This window comes from Bartonella chomelii, assembly GCF_014138465.1.
In the GTDB taxonomy this organism is placed as follows: domain Bacteria; phylum Pseudomonadota; class Alphaproteobacteria; order Rhizobiales; family Rhizobiaceae; genus Bartonella; species Bartonella schoenbuchensis.
The window spans coordinates 374929-399455 of the sequence record NZ_JACJIR010000002.1; the positions used below are offsets into that span (position 1 = coordinate 374929).

Consider the following 24527-nt stretch of genomic DNA (forward strand, 5'->3'; position numbering starts at 1 on the left):
TAATTTTTACTGATTAGTTGAAAGAGAAAGATACGATGGCGAATACACTTTCAGCCAAAAAAGCGGTGCGCAAGATCGCAGCACGTACGCAGGTCAATAAGGCCCGCCGTTCACGTGTTCGCACTTTTATTCGTAAATTTAATGATGCTTTAGCTAGCGGTGATAAAGCTTCTGCAGAAGTAGCATTTAAAAATTTTGAACCTGAAATTATGCGTGCGGTTTCTAAAGGGGTTTTTCATAAGAATACTGCAGCACGAAAAGTGTCGTGTTTAGCGAAACGCTTAAAAGCCTTTAGCGCCTAAATTTTTTTCAATTTATCAAATTAAGTCAGTACCGAACAGGTGCTGGCTTTTTTATTTATTTTCAAACATGATGCTTTTTTATAAAAGCTATACGATGGTTATTACTGTTAAAAAATAGAATAAATTTATAATGTTAAGATAGTTATCCACAAGCCTTGTGGATTGTGATAGAGTCTTTTCTTGTCAAGCTTTTTTTATTTTTTTTTTAAATGAATGATTTTTTACATTAGTAGTAAATTTTTCGTAAAGAAAAAGTGAGTTGAATCAATGAACTTTCTTATTTGTTTTTTACGATTACAAAATTATTGCGGATTTTAATGGTCTTTCGATTTTATTTTGGCCTCTTGCATTTTACCTCTTCTGTTTTGTATGGTCTTTAATAGAAATTGAAAATGCACAAGGTTTACATCAGCTAGATGCTATAGCGTGTTAGGTGAAGAATGCTTTAGCTTAAGCGAGTTTTCGTGTGAGTTTTTTTGGTTTCTTTATTGATATGTTTTGTCATCTTGAAGAGCATATCGTACAATCAGTAAAAGATAAATCTTATTGGTCATCTTTATTAGTCAGGTTGTAATGAGGCTATCTTAGGGGAGGATGAATTATCTCATTTGGGGAAAGGAGCACTTGCCTTGGCTAAGTAGATATTTAGCTGTCTGGCAGGACAAGATTGTAGTTTTTATCGGAATAAAAAATGGTGGATAAATTGAGTTCTAGAGCTAATTCCTTGAAAAGGGTTTCGGTGGATGTCCTGTCGACAGAAAGAGCAATAAATCAAATGACGAATATAAATGAAATGGGTGGTACAAGCACTCTTGGAGAGCATTCAGTTATTTTGGAAGAAGAAGGTGCGGCTGCTTTTGCACGTGTGATGGCGCAATTAAAAGTGCGGGTTGGTGTTGAGGCTTATACCAGTTGGTTTGGTCGTTTGAAGCTTTCCGAGTATAATCGCAATCTTGTGAAACTTTCTGTTCCTACAGCATTTTTGCGTTCATGGATTAATAATCATTACGGTTCTCTTTTAACCAGTTTATGGCAACAGGAAAATTCAGCGATTCTTCGGGTTGAAGTTATTGTTCGTGATTTAAAGCGTGTTTCAAAAAATGGAGTATGCAAAACAAATGGAAGCTCTGTTATTGCAATTCCCGAGGAGCAGAATGCTTCATCTTTAGCTGAGAATTATGTGGAGCATTCAGCCAAGAATTCTCAGGCAGGAATTTTTGGTTCACCACTTGATTCGCGTTATACTTTTGAGAATTTTGTTGAGGGTGCTTCAAATCGTGTTGCTTTAGCTGCAGCGCGTTCAATTGCAGAGGGGCATAAAAGTGCGTTACGATTTAATCCTCTTTTTATTCATGCGTCAGTTGGTTTGGGAAAAACGCATTTGCTTCAAGCTATCGCAGCTGCCGCTTTGAAGCGTTTAACGCCAGCACGGGTTATTTATTTGACTGCTGAATATTTTATGTGGCGTTTTGCGACAGCTATTCGTGATAATAATGCTCTTTCTTTTAAAGAGCAGCTTCGCGATATTGATCTTTTAATTATTGATGATATGCAATTTTTACAGGGTAAATCAATACAGCACGAATTTTGCCATTTGCTCAACATGTTACTTGATAGTGCAAAGCAGGTTATCGTGGCTGCAGATCGTCCACCAGCGGAATTGGAATCGCTTGATCTTCGGGTTCGGTCTCGTCTTCAAGGGGGAGTTGCTCTTGAAATTGAAGCGCCAGATTATGAAATGCGCTTAAAAATGTTGCAGCAACGATTGAAGGTAGCACGGCAAGATGATAGTGCAATTGAAATTTCTAATGATATTTTAGAGTATATTGCTAAAACAATTTTAGGGTCAGGGCGCGATATTGAAGGAGCATTTAATCAGCTTTTATTCCGTCAGTCTTTTGAATCTGATTTGTCTTTAGAGCGTGTTAATGAATTATTAGGTCATTTGACACGTTCAGGTGAGCCAAAACGTATTCGAATTGAAGAAATTCAGCGTACGGTTGCACGCCATTATAACGTTTCTAAGCAGGATTTATTATCCAATCGCCGAACACGTACGGTTGTTAAGCCACGGCAAGTTGCAATGTATCTGGCAAAAGTGTTGACGCCTCGTTCGTTGCCTGAAATTGGGCGTCGTTTTGGAGGGCGCGATCATACAACAGTTTTACATGCTGTACGCAAAATTGAAGATTTGATTTATGATGATCAGACTTTAGCTAAAGAACTTGAGTTGCTTAAGCGACTAATTGGAGAACAGGCTGTATAACATTGATAATTTTTTATTCTATTTATTAATATGTTGGAAAGATCCAGTGAGAATAGTCGTTTTTGCTTGTGTGATGCCCTATTGCCATTTTAGTAGAGGTTGAATAAACTTCGACTATGATTCTTTAAATGAATCGAGTGCTTTGGCTGAGCGAATTCCTATAGTTATGAATAAATTATCAACGGGGATTTTTATGCACATTACAATTGACCGCAATCAATTTTTAAAGTCTCTTAATCGTGTTCATCGTGTGGTTGAGCGTCGTAATACGATTCCTATTTTGTCAAATGTGTTGATTAACGCAAGTGGTGATGGTGTACAATTAAAAGCAACAGATCTTGATCTTGAAGTTATAGAGTCTTCTTTGGCTAAAGTTGAGCAGGAAGGAGCAATAACTGTTCCAGCGCATTTGCTTTATGACATTGTTCGTAAGCTTTCCAGTGGAAGTGAGATTGTGCTAAAGGTTGATAACAATCAAGCAAATACAATGTCTGTTGTTTCTGGTTGTGCTAATTTCCAACTTCAATGTCTTCCTAAGGTAGATTTTCCAGAGTCACTTCCAGGTCAGTTTAGTTGTCGTTTTTCTTTATCGGCATCAGATTTAAAGCGCTTATTTGATTGTACGCAATTTGCTATTTCAACTGAAGAAACGCGTTATTATCTTAATGGTATTTATTTTCATGTCGTTGATGATGGTCTTTTGAAGTTGCGTTTGGTTGCAACTGATGGCCATCGTTTAGCGCAGGTTGATATGGAGGCGCCTTCAGAAATTAAGGATATGCCGGGTGTTATTATTCCTCGTAAAGCTGTGGGAGAGTTACAAAAACTACTTTCCGAAGAAACTGAGGGTGATGTTTCTATAGAACTCTCAGAAACAAAGATTCGTTTCTCTGTTGGGTCTGTGGTTTTGACATCGAAATTAATTGATGGAACATTTCCAGAATATCAACGTGTCATTCCTCTGCACAATGATAAAAAGCTGGCTGTCAATCGGCAGGATTTTTCTGCTGCAGTTGATCGTGTTTCAACAATTTCAAGTGATCGTGGTCGTGCGGTAAAATTAACAATCGAAAATGGGCAGCTAAAGCTTGTAGTTAATAACCCTGATTCTGGAAGTGCAGAAGATCAATTGGTTGCAGATTACACATCTGATCCGCTTGAGATAGGCTTTAATTCACGTTATCTTTTAGATATTGCTGCACAACTTACAAGTGATGAAATGATTTTTATGCTGGCTGATGCTGGGGCACCGGCACTGATTCGTGAAAGTGATGATGCAGCTGCACTTTATGTGCTGATGCCTATTCGTGTTTAAGGATAGTGTGTCTTGCAGTGCAGTGCTAGCCGTGTACATAAGGTAACAGTGAAGCAGCTGAAATTAACGCATTATCGCAATTATTGCTCTTTCAATATTCATTTATCAGGTCAGCATGTAGTTTTTACTGGTCATAACGGTGCTGGTAAAACTAATCTTTTAGAAGCATTATCTTTTCTTTCTCCTGGTCGTGGTTTACGGCGTGCGGCTTATTCTGATATCAGTTTTTCTAAGAGTGGAGGGGCTGCATTTGTTGTATTTGCTCGTCTCCAATGTGCTCTTTATGGTGAAGTGAATATTGGTACGACTTTAGAGACTGGTGATAGTGGCCGAAAAGTACATATCAATGGTGTGCATGAGTCGTGTGATTGTTTGACAGATTATTGTCATGTGAGTGTGTTGACTCCTTCTATGGATGGGCTTTTTATGGGGCCTTCACTTGATCGACGTCGTTTTTTAGATCGTATGGTTTTGGCTATTGATTCTTTACATGGCCGGCGTATTGCAGATTATGATAAGGCTATGCGCGCGCGTAATCGTTTGTTTTTAGATGGAAATGAAGATTGTGTTTGGTTTGATGCTTTAGAGGCGCAGATGGCTGAACTTGCGACAGCTATTGCAGCTGCACGGGTTGATGTTATTCAGCTTTTGAATGATATGTCTGAGCAAACGTCGTCTTATACACCTTTTCCACGGGCTTTTCTGCAAATTGATGGTTTTTTGGAAAAAGCTCTTGGAATGACATCAGCAATTGAGGTTGAAGAGCAGTTTTTAGAACGATTGCGTCGCAATCGCCCGGTAGATTGTGCTGCTAGGCGAACATTAGAAGGACCGCATCGCACAGATTTACAGGTTTTTTATGCGGATAAAAATATAGCTGCAACATCTTGTTCAACAGGTGAACAGAAGGCTTTGTTGACAGGTTTAGTTTTATGTCATGCGCGTTTAACAGGTATGATGTCAAATATGACACCTATTCTTCTTCTTGATGAAATGGCTGCTCATCTTGATTCTCATCGGCGTGCTGCTTTATTTGATATTCTTGATGATTTAGGCAGTCAAACATTTATGACGGGAACAGATCGTATTTTGTTTGATTCCTTAAAAGGACGAGCAGAGTTCTTTGAGATTGAAGATGGAGCTTTATTGCTGCAAGAAACCTATTCAAAGTTTGTGATGGGGTAATAATTGAAAAAAGAGGCTTGTTGTGTCTGCAATTATAACGGTTTTAAATGGTCCTAATTTGAATTTCCTTGGAAAACGTGAGCCAGAAATTTATGGCTGTGAAACCTTAGAAGATATTGAAAAGTCTTGCAAGAATTATGCAGTAAACCTTGGAATAACGGTGCAGTTTCATCAGAGTAATTGTGAAGGACAATTGATTGAGTGGATACAAGCAGCAACTGGAACGAGTGCTGGATTGATTATTAATCCAGCTGCTTATAGTCATACATCTCTTGCAATTCTTGATGCATTAAAAATGTTTTCAGGGCTAATAGTAGAGGTTCATTTGTCAAATATTTATCAGCGTGAATCCTTTCGTCACCATTCTTATATTTCTATGGGGGTAGATGCAGTTATTGCCGGGTGTGGGGGTGAAGGATATTTATTTGCACTTAATTATATTGCCAAGCGGCTAAAATGTGGTATAAAAAAGGCATAAATTGGACAATATTGATAAGGTGTGTTTGACATTTTCTTAATAATTTGTTTCAAATGAGTAAGATAACTTATAAAAATACTATTACTGTTTTTATGATAATTTATTAATACATATAACAGGCAGGTCAGAATGAGAAACTGTTTTGAACAAATTAAGATGCTTGCTATTTTAGGGGGAGCGTTACTTTTATCTGGTTGTAAAATGGATATTCTTCAACCTGGGGGATATATTGCACGTCAACAGCTTACTTTAATTGTTATATGTGTTCTTGTTATGCTTTGTGTCGTGATTCCAGTGATGATTGCAGTAGTCCTTTTGGCTATTAAATATCGCGCATCGAACACAGCGGCAGATTATTTGCCTGATTGGGGGCACTCAAATAAAATTGAAGCTTTTATGTGGGGTATTCCCATTGTTATTGTTGCGATTTTAGGTTTATTGACGGCCTATTACACTTATAGGCTTGAACCTTCAAATCCACTTCCAGTAGATGTTGCTGGCGAAGAAAAGCCGTTGCAGGTTGATGTTGTGGCTCTAGATTGGAAATGGTTGTTTATTTATCCTGAATATGGCGTTGCGTCGATCAATGAAATTTATGCGCCAGAAGGTCGTCAAGTATTGTTGCAGTTAACATCAGAAAATTCTGTTAATGCATTCTGGGTGCCAAAACTGGGTACAGTTCTTTATGCTATGCCACAGATGAATTCTAAATTACATTTAGTAGCTGATGAGCAAGGAATATTCAACGGGAGCTCGGCGAACTATAGTGGTGATGGTTTTTCAGGTATGCGTTTTCAATGGCATTCTGTGTCTTTAGAAGATTTCGATGATTGGATTGCTAAAGCTCGGGCGAGTGGACAAAAACTTGATCGTTCATCTTATCGTCAACTTTCAAGTGTACCTCGTATGGGTGATGTTGTCGCGAAAGAAAAAGATGCTGAAGTGCGTTATTTTGCACCTGTTGAAGAACGGCTTTATTATCGAATTGTTAACCGGTGTGTTGATGAAAATACGATATGTAATGAAGACTTAATGAAGCGTGCTGCCGCTCAAACACTTTGGGGTACACTTTGTTCTGTTTTTGATCCGGGTGTTCTTTAAGAAGGCATCAATCGAGAAAAAACTTTTTTAAAAAAGGTTTTTTAAAACTAAAATTCATTGGATATGGGGTGAGAAATGTTTGGAAGACTTACGGATCCTACGGCTGGTGCTTTTCATGCACTTACACATGAGCCAATTGTTCTTCATACATGTATTGCAATTGCTGTGATTGGCTTGGTCGCTGTTGTTGCTTTAACAGCGCTTGGCTGGTGGGGAATTCTTTGGCGCAATTGGATTACAACAGTTGATCATAAGCGCATTGGTATTATGTATATCGTTCTCGGGATTATCATGCTTGTGCGTGGTTTTGCTGACGCGATTATGATGCGAACACATCAGGCTATGGCGCTTGGTAATGAAACAGCAGGTTATTTGCCTCCTGAGCATTTTGATCAGATTTTCTCGGCTCATGGTGTTATTATGATTTTCTTCATGGCGACACCAATTTTGTTTGGTATTTTTAATTACCTTATACCTCTTCAAATCGGTGCTCGTGATGTCGCGTTTCCGTTTGCAAATAATCTAGGATTTTGGATTACGGTTGCGGGAGCAATACTGCTGAATATATCTCTTGGAGTTGGCAATTTTGGTCGTGGTGGTTGGTTGATGTATCCACCTTTCTCAGAGTTACAAAGTAGTCCAGATACAGGTGTCGATTATTATTTGTGGTCACTTCAGCTTTCTGGTATTGCGACAACGATGGGAGCAATCAATTTTGTTGCAACTATTATTAAAATGCGCGCTCCTGGGATGACATTGATGAAAATGCCCGTTTTTTGTTGGGGAGCTTTTGTTAGCAATATTCTTATTTTAGTTATTTATCCTGTTTTAGCTGTAGCGTTTGCGTTGTTAGCAGGTGACCGTTATTTGGGTATGAATTTTTTCACTAATGCAGCTGGTGGCAATCCAATGGTCTGGATTAATTATGTTTGGATTTTTGGTCACCCTGAAGTTTATGTTTTAGTTATCCCTGCTTTTGGGATTATTTCTGAAATCGTACCCACTTTTTCTTCAAAACGCCTTTTTGGGTATAGTTCAATGGTTTGGGCGATTTTGGTTATTTTGATTCTTTCACTTATTGTTTGGGGTCACCATTTCTTTACAATGGGTGGTGGTGAAGCTGTTAATACTTTCTTTGGTGTTGCAACGATGATTATTGCGATTCCAACGGGTGTTAAGGTCTTTAATTGGTTGCTCACTATGTATAAGGGTCGGATTCGCTTTGAGCCTCCTATGCTTTGGTGTATGGGGATGATGTTTACATTTGTTGGTGGTGGATTGACAGGTGTTTTGATGGCGATTGTGCCTGCTGATTGGCAATTTCATAATTCTCTATTTTTGGTGGGTCATTTTCACCATACAATTATTGGGGGTGTTGTCTTTGCTTATTTGGGTGGTCTGGCTTTTTGGTTTCCAAAAGTTTTTGGTGTTAAACCAAACCGCATGTTAGGTATTGCATCTTTCTGGTGTTGGTTTATTGGTTTTTACATTGCTTTCTTCCCGGTTTATATACTTGGTTTAATGGGTGCTACGCGTCGTCTCCAACACTATATTGAACCTAGTTGGCAGCCAATGTTTATTATTGCTGCGGTTGGAGCTTTTATTATTCTTCTTGGTATCCTTTGTTTTGTGCTCCAAGTTCTTTTGGCGATTTGGTATGGTATCAAGCATAAGGGGCGTTTGCCAGTAACATCGAATGATCCTTGGGGTGATGCACGTACGCTTGAATGGTTGGCTTCTTCTCCTCCTCCTGCTTATAATTTTGCAATTATTCCAGAGGTGCAGGCTGAGGATGCTTATTGGGATATGAAGAAAAATGGTTATCAGCGCCCAACGAGTGGATTTACAAAAATCCATATGCCGTCAAATACATCAGCTGGAGTTATTGCAGGTTTATTCTCATTAATTGTAGGTTTTGCGCTTGTCTGGCATATTTTGTGGCTTGTTGCGATTGGGGTGATTGGCTTTATTGCAACAATTGTTTGCCATTCATTAATGGGCGATCATCATGGTTATTATATTCCAGCTGAAGAAGTACAGAAAACAGAAGACACCTTCACAGCTGTTCTTAAAGAACAAGGAGTAAAAGCATGAGTGCGGTAACAATGAATAATGTTTGCACGGATGAACATCACCACGACAATAGTTCGGTAATGATATTTGGATTTTGGATTTATATCCTTTCGGACTTGATCGTGTTTGCGACGCTTTTTTCAAGTTTTGCTGTATTTTCTGCTTCTTATGGTGGAGGTAAAGCAGGCAGTGAGTTTATTGATTTAAACTTTGTGTTGGTTGAAACTGCTATTTTGTTGTTGTCATCAATTACCTACGGCTTTGTAATGGTACAAGCTCACAAGGGTAATTTGGCTGGCGTACGTTTATGGATGGCTATAACCTTTGTACTTGGATCTTGCTTTATTGGGATGGAAATTTATGAATTTCATGAACTTTTGAGTGAGGTATATTATTATGATGCTGGCGCTTATGCTGGTATTGATTTGACGACAGGTACGCAGCTTTTTGGGCGAGAAGTTCTGTCTGCTTATTGGTCAGCATTTTTTGCTTTGGTTGGTACGCACGGTCTCCATGTAAGTGTTGGTCTACTTTGGATGATTGTGATGTTTTTTCACCTATGTCGTAGTGGTTTGGATCAGAATAACAAAACACGTTTAACATGCCTTTCAATTTTCTGGCATTTGCTTGATATTGTTTGGGTTGGTGTTTTTACTATGGTTTACTTGTTAGGAGCACTGTAATGAGCATGCATGACAAAGCACATAATCCAAGTACTATCTCTTATTTGGTTGGTTTTATTCTGGCTGTTTTTTTTACTTTAGGTTCTTTTATTCCTGTAATGTATGGGATGTTGGACAGTTGGGCGGTTAGTACGAAAGTTATTTATCTCATTGGTATGGCGCTGATCCAGATTGTCGTACAGATTGTTTTCTTTTTGCACTTGAATTCTGGTCCAGATGCTAAGTGGAATTGGATAACTCTATGGTTTGCAGCTATGTGCGTTTTCATTATTATTGGGGGAACGTGGTGGGCTATTTCTCATTTGAATTATAATATGATGGGTGGTTCAGGACGCATTATTGTGCCAGAAGTATTAGAAATGAATGTAACTGAGCCAGAAGGGCCTGCATCAAGTATGCAAGAACAGGAGGAGCAAACATCAATACAGGAGCCGGAAGAACCAGTGCAAGGTGTGCAGGAACCGGCGTCAAGTGTGCAACAGCAGGAGGAATTAGCACCAGGTGTGCAAGAACCGGCATCAAATGCACAAAATCCGGAAGAACCAGCATTGAAAGATTCATCGTCTTTTAATGACTAGAATGCTTTCATTTTAAAAGAGAAAGAGAATGATTCTATAGTAAAAGGAATCATTCTCTTAAATAATTTATAGGCTTAAATATTTTTGCAGGAATTTGTAGGAATTATTGAATAAGTGTTTCTACTTTTTTCTAATGTCTAAACCATTATTCTCCTTGAGTTTCTTCACTTTGTTTTAGTTCTTCAAGTGTTGGCATGGACATAATGTTGTATCCTGAATCAACATAGTGGATTTCTCCAGTAACACCTGATGATAAATCAGAAAGCAAATAAAGAGCAGATTTCCCAATCTCATTAATGTTTACAGTGCGGCGGAGTGGTGCATTGCGACGTTGATATGAAAAGATTGCTCTTGCAGCTGCAATGCCATTGCCAGCTAAGGTTCTAACAGGACCAGCTGAAATTGCATTGACACGGATATTTTGAGGACCAAAATCTGCAGCTAAATAACGCACCATAGCTTCTAAGGCTGCTTTAGCAACGCCCATGATATTGTAGTTAGGAACAACTTGCTGTGAAGCTCCATAAGTGAGTGTTAAAAGTGTTCCACCATTGGGCATAAGCTTACCCGCGCGTTGAGCGATCTCTGTAAAAGAATAAGCTGAAATTACCATTGTGCGAGTAAAATTCTCGCGGGTTGTAACATCAACATAACGCCCTTTTAATTGTGTTTTATCTGAATAGCCAATGGCATGGACAACGAAATCAATCGACCCCCACTCTTTTTTTAAATATTCAAAAACTTGGTCGACATTTTCAATTTTTTCAACGTCACACTCAAGTAATAATTTGCAGCCAAGTTTTTTTGCAAGCGGTTGAACGCGTTTTCCAAAAGCATCTCCTTGATAAGTCAATGCTAGTTCAGCTCCTTCTTCTGCTAATTGACATGCAATGCCCCAAGCAATTGAATGATCATTCGCAATCCCCATAATGAGGCCACGCTTGCCCTCCATCAAACCTTTCATATTATTTCTCCGTAAGATCGTGCCATTGTCAATCAGTTAAGAATCATCATTTACGTATAACGTTGGAAAACAAGCGTTGCATTGGTACCTCCAAAACCAAATGTATTTGATAATACAGTATTTAATTCTTGGTGATCACGGCGTTTCCGGACAATCGGCATATCAGCAAAAGCGGGATCAAGTTCTTCAATATGAGCACTCTCACAAATAAAATTATGATTCATCATTAACAATGTATAAATCGCTTCTTGAACACCTGCTGCACCTAAAGAATGACCTGTTAAAGATTTTGTAGCAGAAATTGGTGGGCATTGATCACCTGTCCCAAAAATCTGGCGGATTGCTTCTATTTCAGGGGGATCACCAATAGGCGTTGCTGTTGCATGGGGATTGATGTAATCAATTTTATTTTTTACGGTTGCAAGTGCCATGCGCATGCATCTTTCTGCTCCTTCACCGGATGGAGAAACCATATCATGCCCATCAGATGTAGCACCATAACCAACAATTTCACCATAGATTTTTGCGCCACGTGCTTTGGCTATTTCTAACTCTTCAAGAACCAAAACACCAGCGCCACCAGCAATAACAAATCCATCTCGATTGATATCATACGCACGTGAAGCTTTTTCTGGTGTGTCGTTATATTTACTAGACATAGCACCCATGGCATCAAATAAAACAGATAACGTCCAATCTAAATCTTCACAACCTCCTGCAAAGACACGATTCTGTTTGCCGTATTGTATCATCTCATAAGCATTGCCAATGCAATGATTGGATGTAGCACAAGCTGAAGAGATCGAATAGTTTACTCCTTTAATTTTGAAGAACGTTGCAAGAGTTGCTGCTGCTGTGGAACTCATTGCTTTAGGTACCACAAAAGGACCAACGCGTTTAGGGCCTTTCTGACGTGTAATATCGGCAGCTTCAACGATTGAACGAGTGGAAGGTCCTCCAGAACCCATAATAATACCAGTGTGCTCATTTGATACTTCACTAGGTTCTAAACCTGCATCGGCTATTGCTTGATCCATAGCAATATGATTCCACGCTGTTCCATGACCATGAAAACGCATGGCTCGTCGATCAACCAATTCTTCTATATTTACATTTGGTTTGGCATAAACTTTGCTACGAAAGCCTAATTCAGCATATTCGGGTGCATAAGAAATTCCTGATTTTGCTTCACGCAAACTTGTTAAAACAGTTTGAAGTCCGTTTCCAATTGAGGAGATAATTCCCATTCCGGTTACAACAACTCGACGCATTCACACCTCCTTAGTTCAATAGAGCACAACAAAATGTTTTTTCTGATGGAATAATGTTAGTCTTCTTTAAATAAAGCAACGCGTAAATCATTGGCTTTGTAAATGGCTTTTCCATCTGCCTTCACCCATCCATCTGCTATTCCTAAGACCAAATTCCCACGTCGAATACGTTTAAAATTGATTTCATATTCAAGCAGTTGAGTTTGCGGAGTAACCATGCCTGATAATTTTGTTTCTCCTGTCGATATAGCACGCCCTTTTCCTGGTTCACCTAACCAACCAAGAAAAAAACCTGTTAATTGCCATAGTCCATCTAAGCCGAGACATCCTGGCATGACAGGGTCACCGATAAAATGACAATCGAAAAACCATAGATCTGGAGTGATGTCAAACTCCGCACGGACTATCCCTTTATTATATTCACCACCAGTTTCACTAATTTGGGTGATTCGGTGAATCATTAACATTGGTGGTGCAGGTAATTGCGCATTACCTTTACCAAACATTTCACCGCGAGCACAGCTTAGGAGCTCTTCATAAGTGTAGCGAGACTTTTGTTCAGCCATTGTTACTCCATTTATCTCCGTGTGTTTCATTGTGCCTTTTCAACTTATTTTTAAAGCAAATTTGAGGGAGAAGGAAATGATTTTATATGATTAAAGACCTTTTTTATATATTTTTATTATGAAAGGCTATTTTTGATAAAATCAAGAATTTATGTTTTATCTTCCTCATTTTCCTGAATGTCAACCTTACTTGAATATAAATGTAATGCAGTTTATATTGCGTCAATAAGCATAAACGATTTAGGATTTATGAAGAAAAATAGTTCGTGAGGGAGTTGTGAATTATTATTCCTTACCTGAATTAGAAAAACATTTACGTCAAAATGGTTTGCGGCCAACGCGCCAACGATTAGAGCTCGCCAAAATGATTTTTTCTCAAGGCAATCGCCATATTGCAGCTGAAGAGCTTTATGAAGAGGCGGTTAAATCGAATGTTCCTGTATCTTTAGCGACAGTTTATAATACACTTCATCAATTTACGGAAGCTGGTTTATTACGAATTATTGCTGTAGAAGGCTCAAAAACTTGGTTTGATACGAATACATCTGATCATTATCATTTCTATATTGAAGGTGAGAATCGTATTCTTGATATTCCTTGTAGTTTAAAAGGGTCTCCTATTATTGAAAATTTGCCTCAACCTCCGGAGGGGATGGAAATTTCGCATGTTGATTTAATTATTCGATTAAGACCCAAAACTTAGTTGATATTAGGAATTAAACAGTTTGATACATGAAAATTAAGTGCAGAAGCTGGAAAATCATTAATTTTTGATTTTTTCACCAGGATAAATTCCCCATAATTGGGTTTGATGAAGCCATCCGCGAATGTTGCGAATATCTAATTCACACCAATGCCCGTTACATTGACGAATATTCCCGATAATATTGGGTTCTACTTCTGCTAAAAGTTTTGCATTATCTGTTGGAGTTTGGCGTACCATAAGTCTTTTTGTTTTATCTTTTTGCCACGGAATAGTTATAGCAGTTCGTTTTCCCGATAAAAGCGATTGATAGACCCATCCTTCGTCTCCTTCAGCGTCACGAATTTTGCGCCATTGATCATATTCTTGAATAATTTCAATAGGTAAGCCCTGCTTTTGATAGGTGTAGATAATAGGATAATTACTTCCCGGCCCCACGCGTACATTAACACGTGCAGGCTTGATCGAAGCAAATCGCGGAAGTGGTAAACCACTTGGACCTAAATTTTGATTGGATGCTTGTGCATGCGAAAGAACAGGAAAACCAAATAAAAATTCTCCTGTTATTAATATACATGATAGGAATGTTGAAAATCGAAACCAGATGGAATTTTTCACTTTTCAACCTTTTTCTTATTCTACGCTTTTTGTATTTTTGTAATTTAACATTTGGAAAATAGGTCCGAGACTTATTTAATATGGCATATGTTTAGTTAAAGAGGTTTAAATTAATTAAGCAATTATGATAAAATTTATGAACAATACTAAAACATTTGAAAATATAGATGTACTGTAAGTACAGATTCATCATAATGTTAAAGTAAATTTTCTTCTTTTAATAAAGCAATGTGTAGACGAACTTTTTGGCATTCATTTGATTAAATGATACAATTTATAATACACAATAATAAAAGTTATTTTTAACATTTTAATGCTTATGTGTAAGTAAGCTGTCTTATGAGGGAAATACGTGCAAAATTATAAACAGAAATGTTTTAGTTGAAGTACGTAAATGAAAAGCCTTATAATAGGGGGTCAACTTTATATGTTTAAAAAAGTAAGTGTGGAATTCAGCTCTGCATTAATGAGTATATGAAAATCAAATTATTATTTTCCACATATGATAATAATAATTGCGTTGTTGTATTTTTTAAACTCTCTCATATGAGAGAACGTATATTATATTTTCTGGATTGGTCGACGTTTTGCTATGAGATGCTGATTTTTCTTAGCAAAATATGTGATAGCTTCTTCTAATGGTTCGATCATAACATCCATGGATTTGCCATTTGCGTGAATGATATTTTGGTGATCGACCATAATAGCAACATGGCCTTTCCAAAAAATCAAATCACCCCGTTGAAGATTTTCATCGTCTGTCAATTGTTTTCCTATGGTTTTCTGTTGCATATCGGCATCTCGTAAAACCATTTGACCGGTCATCATCATGGAAAGCTGGACCAGTCCCGAGCAATCAATACCAAAACCACTGACACCACCCCAAAGATAAGGTGTGCCGACAAGAGTTTGCGCAACTGTAACGTAATCTTCATAGATATATTCAATGGGCTTAAGGTGACAAGAAACAATAGCTTTTCCATTTTCAAGGATAGAATACATTGTATTTCGTGTTTCAATTTCATCAACGACACTTACTTTGCTTCCCATGGATAAGGCACTGTCTATTGGTCCACGTAAGTCAGCTTGTAAATATTGAAAGGTACGCGGCACTGAAACAATATGAGTTTGTTTTATAGTTGATGTACAAAGAATTTTTGTATCAATATAACCCACATAGTTGTCTTTGAGTGATTGCCCCCATGACATGGTTTCTCCTTGTTCAAAGATTAAAAGTTCTTCTCCAAAAAGGCATTCAGTTTGCCTTTCGCTTTTTTGATTTTTATCTTTAAACAAACCAGCAACTGCTGTATTAACGCGTTTTTTTTCTCCTTGAATAGGGCGTTGAGCTGTTATTTCTTTTATAATGTGCTGATCTGCAAGATCATTTCTGAATGGATATAATCGTGGATCTTTATGTGTCATTTATGTTAACTTTGGTCTTTGAAAAGATGATAAAGGGCACGAATAACTTGCGCACTACCACCAGTAGGATAACCTGGTTTTTCTTTTGGTATCCACCCGTACAGATCAAAATGAGCAAAGTGTTGGGTTTTTTCAACAAAAGAGTTGAGAAATAAGGCAGCAGTTATAGAGCCAGCGAAGTTATCCCGAGTTGCATTATTGAGATCAGCAATCGGTGATGATAATTTTTCTTTATAAGGTTGCCAGAGTGGCATTTGCCAAAGAGGATCACTAACACAGTTGGCAGCTTGAGAAATTTTTTGTGCCCATGATGAGTCATTACAATAAAATGCAGGAAGATCTGGACCTAACGCTATGCGAGCAGCCCCTGTTAAACTAGCCATACAAAGCATGAATTGAGGTTTGTTTTCATCACCATAGGTTAATGCATCGGCAAGAATAAGTCGGCCTTCAGCGTCTGTATTGCCAATTTCAACACTTAGTCCTTTTCGACTTTTTAAAATGTCACCTGGCCGAAAGGCGTTACCCGAAACTGCATTTTCAACGGCTGGAATCAGAACCTGTAAACGGAAGGGTAATTGTGCATCCATAATAAGCTTAGCTAAGCCTAAGACATGTGCACTACCACTCATATCTTTTTTCATTAACAGCATGTTGTTGGCTGATTTAATGTCTAATCCCCCAGTGTCAAAGGTCACGCCTTTACCAACTAATGTTATTTTAGGATGATTTTCCTGCCCCCATTGTAGTTCAATAAGTCGTGGTGCAATATTGCTTGCCCGCCCTACGGCGTGAATCATTGGAAAGTTTTGTGTAAGGAGTTCGTCTCCACAAATGCTTTTGACGCGAGCATTATAAGTTTGCCCTAGTTGGTGGGTTGTGGTCTCCAGAGTATCAGGGGTCATGTCATTGGCTGGAGTATTGATAAGATCACGGACAAAAAAGACTGTCTCATAAATTCGTTTGAGTTCATTAAGATCAATTGTGTCATGAACATGAATCGATAATGATTTGGAAGAAGGATTTTGGAGATAGCGATTAAATTGATAGCTTCCTAATGCTAATCCTAAATAAATATTTATTTCGTTTGCGGTTGATCCTTGTAAATGCCAATGGCCGGCGGGCAGATGTTTGGCAAGAAGCCCTGTGATAAAAGGTTCTTCACCATTGCCAATTCCAAATAAAACTTTTTTTAATTGTCCTGTTTCATGAGGAACAAATAATATTTGCCCTGCTTTTCCAGTAAAATTATTAACTTTCATCCATTTGGTTGTTGATGTATCAAAAGGTAAGTCAGCACAATTTTTTTGGCATACTAAAATAATAGGGCAGCTATTGTCAGCACGTGTTGAAGTGAAATTAATTTGGTGTTGAAGCATATCTATTTGATCCTTATAGTTTTCGAAGCGCGACATATTCGACTAAATGGTTTCTTCCTTTCCGTAGAATAAGGTTAGCCCGTGGCCGTGTTGGCAATATATTTTCCTGTAAATTTTTTAAGTTAATCGTATGCCAAAGATTTTCAGCAATTTTAAAGGCTTCTTCTTCATTTAAGAGTGCATAACGATGAAAATAAGATTCAGGATTTTGAAACGCTGTTTTACGTAAACGTTTGAAACGATCTAGATACCAATGGCGAATCATTTCTGTTTCAGCGTCTACATAGATTGAAAAATCAAAAAAATCTGAAACAAAAGGCATAATTTTTTTATCATTGAGAAAATTACTGACCTGAAGCACGTTAATACCTTCAACGATTAAAATATCAGGGCGGTCAATGATAGCTTCTTTATTTTCTACAACATCGTAGGTCATATGTGAATAAAGCGGCACGCTGACATTACCGATGCCAGCTTTTATGGCAGAAAGAAAGCTCAGCAATTTTTTAATATCATAAGAATCAGGAAAACCTTTACGATTCATACGATTTTTCTTCTGTAACACGGCATTAGGATAGAGAAAGCCATCAGTTGTTACGAGGTCGACTTTAAAGCTGGATGTCCAGCGCTTCAAAAGTTCTTGAAGGATGCGTGCAGTGGTTGATTTTCCTACTGCAACAGAGCCTGAAATGCCAATAATAAAAGGAGTTTTTATTGTGTCTTCTTGGTGCAAAAATTGTTGTCGTTTTTGGAAGAGTTTTTGCACTGCTTCAACGTGGCATGATAACAAACGCGACAACGAGAGATAAATGCGTTGTACTTCTTCAAGATCAATAGGATCGCCAATTGATCGTAGACGCTTAATTTCATCAAAGGTTAAAGTAAGTGGTGTATCTGCACGAAACTGTGACCATTCTTGTGCAGTAAAGACACTATAAGGAGAGTAGGGGCCAGAAATGTAGTTGATCAGATCATCTCCTTGATTGGTTTTTAGCAGATTGATATCAATCATTTTTTACCAGCCAAGGATTTTTGCTGGATTGCTTTTTTTGCAACAGCAATGCTTGAATATGAAAAGATAGGGCGCTTTATTGTCAGAAATATTTTATTGTGCATATTCTCTTCATTTAAGATAATCAACGGGTTTGCTCAACTTATAGTCCAATCATTCCAATACATATTAATTTGTTCTCGTGATAGACCTTGTGCCAAAAAAGCCCATAAAAGTAAACGCGCTTTCACTGCGGATAAATAACCTGACATTAAGGCGCCAGAAGCGATCATATCGATTTCTGAACCTTTATAACCATAGGTTGTTTTAGCTGTTGAGCCATTATAAGAACGGCTTGCGATGATAATTGGAATTTTCTTGGCGTATTGTCGTACAATGTCTGCTTCTTGAAAAGAGCAATGACCCGCACCAAAACCAGCTATAACAAGGCCTGCATAATGTCCACTTTCAAGACAGAATTTCATTAAGTTTGTATCAGATGAGAGAGAGGAGTGCAGGAGTGCAACTTGGTGATTATCCTTTTTGGGAAACGTAAAAGTTGTAGGGAAGAAATTTCGATCGTTGAAATAAATAAGTTTTCCTTCCAAAATTGTCCCTAAAGCGCCTGCTAAATCTGACTGAAATGTTTCAACCTTGACAGTATGGCTTTTCTGTACCCAGTAGGGTGAATGAATAGTGTCGTTGATCACAACCAAGACACCTCTGTTACGACTTTGTTGATCAGCGGCAACGCGGGTTGCAGCTAAAAGATTAGCCGGCCCATCAGCACCTGCATTACAGGGTAGACGCATAGCACCAGTTATAACGAGTGGTTCAACTTTATTCCAGTAAAGGGAAAGAAAAAAAGCTGTTTCTTCTAGTGTATCAGTACCTTGTGTTAAAACAATACCATCGGCACCGGCTGCAATTTGCTGTGTTGCCCATTCTATTGTTTCAAAAAGAATTTTAAAAGATAAAGATCCACTTGGTAATTGTGTTAATGTTTTAGCATAAATATCGGCAATATTTTTAAAATCAGGAACACTTTTTATAAGGATATCTGAAGTTAAAGTTGGTTGCATTTTCCCAAAATTATCGGGCGCCATTGCGATAGTGCCACCCAATGTTCCTATGGCTATTTTTTTCATAGTTTGCCCTTTAGAAAATGCAGATTACATGTGAAAGTTATTTAACAACAATTTAAGTTGGCAGCAACGGTATCATTTTCTTATTTAAATAATTGAGTTAAGCTTAGTCGTTGTGTTTTGCAATATATGTTCTTAAATAAAGAGGTAGATAGTTGCATTTTATGTCTGATAAAGGGAAGCAATATTAAGGAGTTTTCTTAATGACAGAACATAAGTCTGATAGAATGTATGGTACAACTATTGTTACTGTACGAAAGGGTGATAAAGTAGTTATGGCTGGTGATGGTCAGGTTTCACTTGGGCAAACTATTATGAAAGGTAATGCACGTAAAGTGCGTCGTCTTGGGAAGGGTGGAACGGTTATTGCTGGTTTTGCAGGCGCTACAGCGGATGCTTTCACATTGTTAGAAAGATTGGAAATTAAGCTTGAACAATATCCTGATCAGCTTATGCGTGCGTGTGTAGAGCTTGCAAAAGACTGGCGAACTGACCGCTATTTGCGTCGTCTTGAAGCAATGATGCTTGTGGCTGATAAAAAAGTAACTTTGGCTTTAACAGGTCTTGGAGATGTATTAGAACCAGAAGATGGAATCATGGCAATTGGTTCTGGGGGCAATTTTGCTTTATCGGCTGCGCGGGCACTCATAGATACGGATTTGGATGCAAAAGCTATTGCGTGTAAGGCGATGAGCATTGCTGCTGAAATTTGTGTTTATACCAATGGCAATTTCACGATTGAAACATTGGATACAGAGTTATAATTCTTTAGAGAAAGCTATTTGAATGTGTGTTGTATTTTCTCCTCGCGAAACTGTTTCTGAACTTGATCGTTTTATTATTGGTCAAAAAGACGCTAAACGTTCTGTTGCTATTGCTTTGCGTAATCGGTGGCGTCGGCAACAACTTGAAGGACAAATGCGTGAAGAAGTTATGCCGAAAAATATTTTAATGATAGGGCCGACAGGTGTTGGTAAAACAGGAATAGCACGTCGATTAGCAAAACTTGCTGGTGCGCCTTTTGTTAAAGTAGAAGCCACTAAATTTACCGAAGTTGGTTATGTTGGGCGTGATGTTGAACAAATTATTCGTGATCTTGTTGAAATAGCAATTTCTCTTGTACGCGAAAAAAAGCGGGATGAGGTGAAAGCTAAAGCCCATATAAATGCTGAAGAGCGAGTTTTGGATGCCCTTGTTGGCAAAACGGCAAGTCCTGCTACACGTGATAGTTTTCGTAAAAAATTACGCGAAGGTGAATTAGACGAAAAAGAAATTGAGATTGAAGTAGCCGATAATAGTAGTAATGGTACTCCCACCTTTGATATTCCTGGTATGCCTGGTGCACAAATGGGTATTATGAGTCTATCAGATATTTTTGGCAAAATGGGGACTCGTACAAAAATCCGCAAAACAACTGTGCGGGATGCTTTTAAACCATTAATTGATGATGAATCTGAAAAACTTCTTGATCAGGATCAAATTATTCAAGAAGCATTGCGTGTAGCTGAAAATGATGGAATTGTTTTCATTGATGAGATTGATAAGATTGCAACCAGAGACGGTGGAGCAGGTGCTACTGTTTCACGTGAAGGAGTTCAGCGAGATCTTTTGCCTTTAGTTGAGGGAACAACAGTTGCTACTAAATATGGGCAAATAAAAACAGATCATATTCTTTTTATTGCTTCTGGTGCGTTTCATGTGTCCAAGCCATCTGATTTGTTGCCAGAGCTTCAAGGCCGTTTGCCTATACGTGTAGAGTTAAATGCTTTAACGAGGGAAGATTTACGGCGTATTCTTACCGAACCTGAAGCAAGTTTGATTAAGCAATATATTGCTTTAATGGCGACAGAAGAGGTTCATTTAGAAATTACAGACGATGCAATTGATGCTTTGGCTGATATTGCTGTTGATTTAAACGCAAGAATTGAAAATATTGGGGCACGTCGCTTGCAAACAGTGATGGAGCGTGTTCTAGATGAAATTTCTTTTACAGCGCCTGATAAAGCTGGTACTTCATTTAAAGTTGATGCTGCTTATGTCAAACAATCTATAGGCGATCTGGCGGCTGATGTCGATCTTTCACGTTTTATTCTTTAAGGGTTATCGCTTGTTATTATCTTTTCGTTGTGCTTCGATAACTTTAAAAACTGTGTGCTTTTTATATATCAAAATTTTGTGAAAGAGTTTTTTACACTCTTTCACAAGAGTAGATATTGGTTAGCAAACAATAAAATAAGCTACTTTCTTATTTGAAGGATTTTGTAGGTATTAATAATCGCAATACTTTCTTTCTTAAGATGAAGATATTTATGTTTTGTTGTGTGAGATCGTGGATTTAAAATGATTGTATTATGAAAATCTGTGATAAACTCGTAAACAAGATCGTTCTAATAAAAAACCATGAAAATAATAGCTGTTAATTATTACATGTGTTTTGACTGCTTTCTGTTATGATTAATTTCATAAAAATTAAGTGCAGGCTAAGTTTTATTTATTTTCTTAGGTTTTTGCGTAAGAAAAGAAGTCTTAATCTTTCTACTAAAATAAAAGTTTTTCCAGAAATATACAAAATAACAAATATGGCAGATTCTGGAACAGTAACGACCATAAAAACATGCCAAAATGTTATGAAATGTATTTTCAAAACTGAGTAGTGGTGAACGAAACGATAAATATTATACCTATCTATATAGATAGCGATACTTAAAACCAAAATACAAGGCTGTGATTTTGTAATTTGTCACTAATATAATTTATCTATTTCATCATTGAAGTGATATTTGCTAGTTTTACTTTTGTTGATGACAATTTATATACTTGGTTTGACCTATTTAGGCAAATTCAAGAAGTAGTTTTTAGCGAGGATCATGGTATTTATCAAATTGTAAAAACACACCATCATGGGCAAATATTTAACTTGTTTGCAAAAGAAACGGAATTTGACATTGGTAGATTTTAAGAAATTTAATTACTAAGACGATTATAATTTAAAAGTTTGTATTTATTATTCATTGAGTATCTTAATTAAATCAGAAAACAGCCAATATTAATTTGAGTTAAGTTGAAGAAAATCATATTTTTCAAGATAGCAACAATGACACATTGGGTTCTTTCAAAAAAAAATGCTATCCTAACGTGAGGATAGCACTTTTTTCATGATAATAAGAAAAAGCTTAGTTTTCTTTTTTCTTACTGCGGCGTTTTCGTTCAGTGTTACTTTTTTTATCAGAACTATTTTCTTTTTCTGTCTTCATTGAATCATCGAGAGTAGTTTCTTTCCCGGTTTGTTGGTCAACAACTTTCATCGACAATCGGATTTTACCGCGTTCATCAAAGCCCATTAATTTAACCCAAACTTTATCACCCTCTTTAACGATATCAGTTGTTTTTTCTACGCGTTCTGATGCCAGTTGGGAAATATGAACAAGTCCATCGCGTGAGCCAAAAAAGTTCACAAATGCGCCAAATTCTGCAGTTTTTACAACTGTTCCTTGATAAATGGCACCAGTTTCGGGTTCATCAACAATCGAATGAATCCAACGTTTTGCTGCTTCAATGGCTTTAGCATCGGTAGAAGCAATCTTAATTGCACCATTATCTTCAATATTAATTTTAGCTCCAGTTTGTTCGACGATTTCCCGAATTACTTTTCCACCAGAGCCAATAACATCACGAATTTTATCTACAGGAATGTTCATCATTTCTATACGTGGAGAAAACTCGCTTAGTTCATCACGTGCGCTGGTTAAGGCTTTTGACATTTCATTGAGAATATGGATTCGACCATCTTTGGCTTGCTCAAGTGCTATTTTCATAATTTCTTCAGTAATACCATCGATTTTAATGTCCATTTGCAAAGATGTGATACCGTTTTTTGTACCTGCTACTTTGAAGTCCATATCACCAAGATGATCTTCATCGCCTAAAATGTCAGACAAAATAGCAAAACGTTCACCTTCTTTAATCAAGCCCATTGCAATACCTGCAACAGGACGAGCTAAAGGAACACCTGCATCCATGAGCGCAAGTGAAGTTCCACAGACAGTTGCCATTGAAGATGATCCATTAGATTCAGTAATTTCCGATACAGCACGAATAGTGTAAGGGAAAGAGTCTTTTGTTGGCAACATTGGGTGAATAGCACGCCATGCCAATTTACCATGACCAATTTCTCGACGACCAGGAGAACTAATACGTCCTGTTTCACCTACTGAAAAAGGTGGAAAATTGTAATGGAGTAAGAATGTTTCTTTGTACGTTCCTGTTAATGAGTCAATATATTGTTCGTCTTCACTCGTTCCCAAGGTTGCGATAACAAGTGCTTGTGTTTCACCACGGGTAAACAGCGCTGATCCGTGTGCACGAGGCAAAATACCAACTTCTGATTGAATTGAACGGACAGTTGAAAGGGTGCGTCCATCAATGCGTTTTCCAGTATCAAGAATATTTTGGCGAACAATTTTAGCCTGTAAATGCTTGAAAACAGTGGCAATTTGATCAGCATTAAATTCACAATTTTCTTCCATTTTCGACATAAATTTGTCGACAACTTCTGCTTTAATAGCGTCAATTGCAGTGTGACGTTCTTGTTTATCGGTGATTGTATAAGCTTTTTGAAGGTCTTTTTCGACCATTTCAAGCATAGCTGTTTCAAGGTCAGATAAATCTTCTGGAATAAAATCGCGCGGTTCTTTTGCAGCAACTTCGGCAAGTTTAATGATGGCGTCAATAACCGGTTGAAAACCTTTTTGACCAAATATAACAGCACCAAGCATGACATCTTCAGGTAATTCTTGTGCTTCTGATTCGACCATTAGCACGGCATTTTCTGTTCCGGCAACGACAAGATCAAGTTTTGATTCGGGCATTTCATCAATGTGAGGATTGAGAACATATTGCCCATTACAATAACCAACGCGAGCACCAGCAATAGGACCTACAAAAGGAATGCCTGATAAAGTTAATGCAGCAGAGGATGCAATCATAGCAAGAATATCAGGGTTGTTTTCTAAATCATGCTGTATAACAGAGACAATGACTTGAGTGTCATTCTTATAACCGTCGACAAAAAGAGGACGAATCGGACGATCAATCAAACGTGAAACCAATGTTTCATTTTCACTCGGCCGGCTTTCACGTTTGAAATAACCACCTGGTATTTTACCAACAGCATAGGTTTTTTCTTGATAATTAACGGTTAGTGGAAAAAAATCTTGATCTGGTTTTGGATTTTTTGCTGAAACGACGGTTGCCAAGACGATGGTTTCACCGTAGGTTGCGAGAACTGCACCATCAGCTTGACGTGCAATTTTTCCTGTTTCGAGGATGAGTGGCCGACCGGCCCATTCAATTTCTACCTTATGGGTTTTAAACATTTTTTATCCTTAATGGCCAGTGTTCACGTTCTAATTTTGTATGTTTTCTTTCAAATGCGGGCAAGACAACAAGATGCTTCTGTTCTTTCGCAAAGATAAGAATAAATCA

20 protein-coding genes and 1 pseudogene are annotated in these 24527 nt (G+C 37.8%); 12 read left to right on the forward strand and 9 right to left on the reverse strand.

Translation table 11 applies throughout. The features are described from left to right. The first annotated feature begins 35 nt into the window (after positions 1 to 35). The 9 genes from rpsT to cyoD all read left to right on the forward strand — a co-directional run bounded on the left by rpsT (position 36) and on the right by cyoD (position 9981). Entirely contained in the window at positions 36 to 302 is a 267-nt protein-coding gene (gene rpsT, locus GGR10_RS03955; protein WP_007476123.1) for a 30S ribosomal protein S20, read from the forward strand. A gap of 691 nt (positions 303 to 993) precedes the next feature. Further along, the gene (gene dnaA, locus GGR10_RS03960; protein ID WP_182480004.1) at positions 994 to 2568 is read left to right on the forward strand and encodes a chromosomal replication initiator protein DnaA; all 1575 of its coding nucleotides are present in this window, start codon (positions 994 to 996) and stop codon (positions 2566 to 2568) included. Positions 2569 to 2761: 193 nt separating this feature from the next. After that, complete coding sequence (dnaN, locus tag GGR10_RS03965; RefSeq protein ID WP_182480005.1) at positions 2762 to 3883, forward strand: DNA polymerase III subunit beta; 1122 nt, start codon at positions 2762 to 2764, stop codon at positions 3881 to 3883. A gap of 12 nt (positions 3884 to 3895) precedes the next feature. Further along, positions 3896 to 5068: a DNA replication/repair protein RecF gene (recF, locus tag GGR10_RS03970; RefSeq protein WP_182480006.1), complete on the forward strand. Its 1173-nt coding sequence runs from the start codon at positions 3896 to 3898 to the stop codon at positions 5066 to 5068. A gap of 22 nt (positions 5069 to 5090) precedes the next feature. Next, positions 5091 to 5546, forward strand: a complete 456-nt coding sequence (gene aroQ / locus GGR10_RS03975) for a type II 3-dehydroquinate dehydratase (RefSeq protein ID WP_182480007.1) — start codon at positions 5091 to 5093, stop codon at positions 5544 to 5546. A gap of 129 nt (positions 5547 to 5675) precedes the next feature. After that, positions 5676 to 6647 (forward strand): ubiquinol oxidase subunit II, encoded by a 972-nt coding sequence (cyoA, locus tag GGR10_RS03980; protein WP_182480008.1) that lies wholly within the window; start codon positions 5676 to 5678, stop codon positions 6645 to 6647. Positions 6648 to 6722: 75 nt separating this feature from the next. Next, complete coding sequence (cyoB, locus tag GGR10_RS03985; protein ID WP_182480009.1) at positions 6723 to 8741, forward strand: cytochrome o ubiquinol oxidase subunit I; 2019 nt, start codon at positions 6723 to 6725, stop codon at positions 8739 to 8741. After that, positions 8738 to 9403 carry a cytochrome (ubi)quinol oxidase subunit III gene (locus GGR10_RS03990; protein ID WP_182480010.1) on the forward strand — a complete coding sequence of 222 codons (666 nt, stop codon included), beginning with the start codon at positions 8738 to 8740 and terminating at the stop codon, positions 9401 to 9403. Before cyoB ends, GGR10_RS03990 begins: the two co-directional genes overlap by 4 nt. Then, a complete protein-coding gene (gene cyoD, locus GGR10_RS03995) occupies positions 9403 to 9981 on the forward strand; it encodes a cytochrome o ubiquinol oxidase subunit IV (RefSeq protein ID WP_182480011.1) in 579 nt (192 codons plus the stop codon). The genes GGR10_RS03990 and cyoD overlap by 1 nt, the downstream gene beginning before the upstream one ends. Positions 9982 to 10126: 145 nt before the next feature. Here cyoD and fabI read toward each other — a convergent pair whose 3' ends face one another. The 3 genes from fabI to fabA are packed head-to-tail and all read right to left on the reverse strand — an operon-like array spanning position 10127 to position 12782. After that, the gene (fabI, locus tag GGR10_RS04000) at positions 10127 to 10945 is read right to left on the reverse strand and encodes an enoyl-ACP reductase FabI (RefSeq protein WP_078689345.1); all 819 of its coding nucleotides are present in this window, start codon (positions 10943 to 10945) and stop codon (positions 10127 to 10129) included. A gap of 50 nt (positions 10946 to 10995) precedes the next feature. Then, positions 10996 to 12216 (reverse strand): beta-ketoacyl-ACP synthase I, encoded by a 1221-nt coding sequence (gene fabB, locus GGR10_RS04005; protein ID WP_182480012.1) that lies wholly within the window; start codon positions 12214 to 12216, stop codon positions 10996 to 10998. 56 nt (positions 12217 to 12272) lie between these two features. Further along, on the reverse strand, positions 12273 to 12782 hold the full coding sequence (fabA, locus tag GGR10_RS04010) for a 3-hydroxyacyl-[acyl-carrier-protein] dehydratase FabA (protein WP_007476100.1): 510 nt from the start codon (positions 12780 to 12782) through the stop codon (positions 12273 to 12275). Between the two features lie 259 nt (positions 12783 to 13041). On the opposite strand from fabA, the gene irrA reads away from it, so the two are divergent. Then, positions 13042 to 13485: an iron response transcriptional regulator IrrA gene (gene irrA / locus GGR10_RS04015; RefSeq protein WP_422614140.1), complete on the forward strand. Its 444-nt coding sequence runs from the start codon at positions 13042 to 13044 to the stop codon at positions 13483 to 13485. 60 nt (positions 13486 to 13545) lie between these two features. Here the strand turns inward: irrA and GGR10_RS04020 are convergent, their stop codons facing one another. From GGR10_RS04020 to GGR10_RS04040, 5 genes are all read right to left on the reverse strand, one after another. Beyond that, on the reverse strand, positions 13546 to 14103 hold the full coding sequence (locus GGR10_RS04020) for an SH3 domain-containing protein (protein ID WP_182480014.1): 558 nt from the start codon (positions 14101 to 14103) through the stop codon (positions 13546 to 13548). Positions 14104 to 14664: 561 nt separating this feature from the next. Then, the gene (locus tag GGR10_RS04025) at positions 14665 to 15528 is read right to left on the reverse strand and encodes a C40 family peptidase (RefSeq protein WP_182480015.1); all 864 of its coding nucleotides are present in this window, start codon (positions 15526 to 15528) and stop codon (positions 14665 to 14667) included. A gap of 5 nt (positions 15529 to 15533) precedes the next feature. Then, complete coding sequence (locus GGR10_RS04030; RefSeq protein WP_182480016.1) at positions 15534 to 16907, reverse strand: leucyl aminopeptidase family protein; 1374 nt, start codon at positions 16905 to 16907, stop codon at positions 15534 to 15536. A 13-nt stretch (positions 16908 to 16920) separates the two neighbouring features. Then, on the reverse strand, positions 16921 to 17919 hold the full coding sequence (gene coaA / locus GGR10_RS04035) for a type I pantothenate kinase (protein ID WP_182480017.1): 999 nt from the start codon (positions 17917 to 17919) through the stop codon (positions 16921 to 16923). 137 nt (positions 17920 to 18056) lie between these two features. Then, entirely contained in the window at positions 18057 to 19046 is a 990-nt protein-coding gene (locus GGR10_RS04040) for an asparaginase (RefSeq protein WP_182480018.1), read from the reverse strand. 200 nt (positions 19047 to 19246) lie between these two features. Between GGR10_RS04040 and hslV the strand changes: the two are divergent. Continuing rightward, positions 19247 to 19829 (forward strand): annotated as a pseudogene (gene hslV / locus GGR10_RS04045) (ATP-dependent protease subunit HslV). Beyond that, on the forward strand, positions 19830 to 21140 hold the full coding sequence (gene hslU, locus GGR10_RS04050) for an ATP-dependent protease ATPase subunit HslU (protein WP_182480019.1): 1311 nt from the start codon (positions 19830 to 19832) through the stop codon (positions 21138 to 21140). It abuts the pseudogene before it with no gap. Positions 21141 to 22216: 1076 nt separating this feature from the next. On the opposite strand, the gene pnp is transcribed toward hslU, so the two are convergent. Next, on the reverse strand, positions 22217 to 24418 hold the full coding sequence (gene pnp / locus GGR10_RS04055) for a polyribonucleotide nucleotidyltransferase (RefSeq protein WP_182480020.1): 2202 nt from the start codon (positions 24416 to 24418) through the stop codon (positions 22217 to 22219). Positions 24419 to 24527 lie beyond the last annotated feature (109 nt).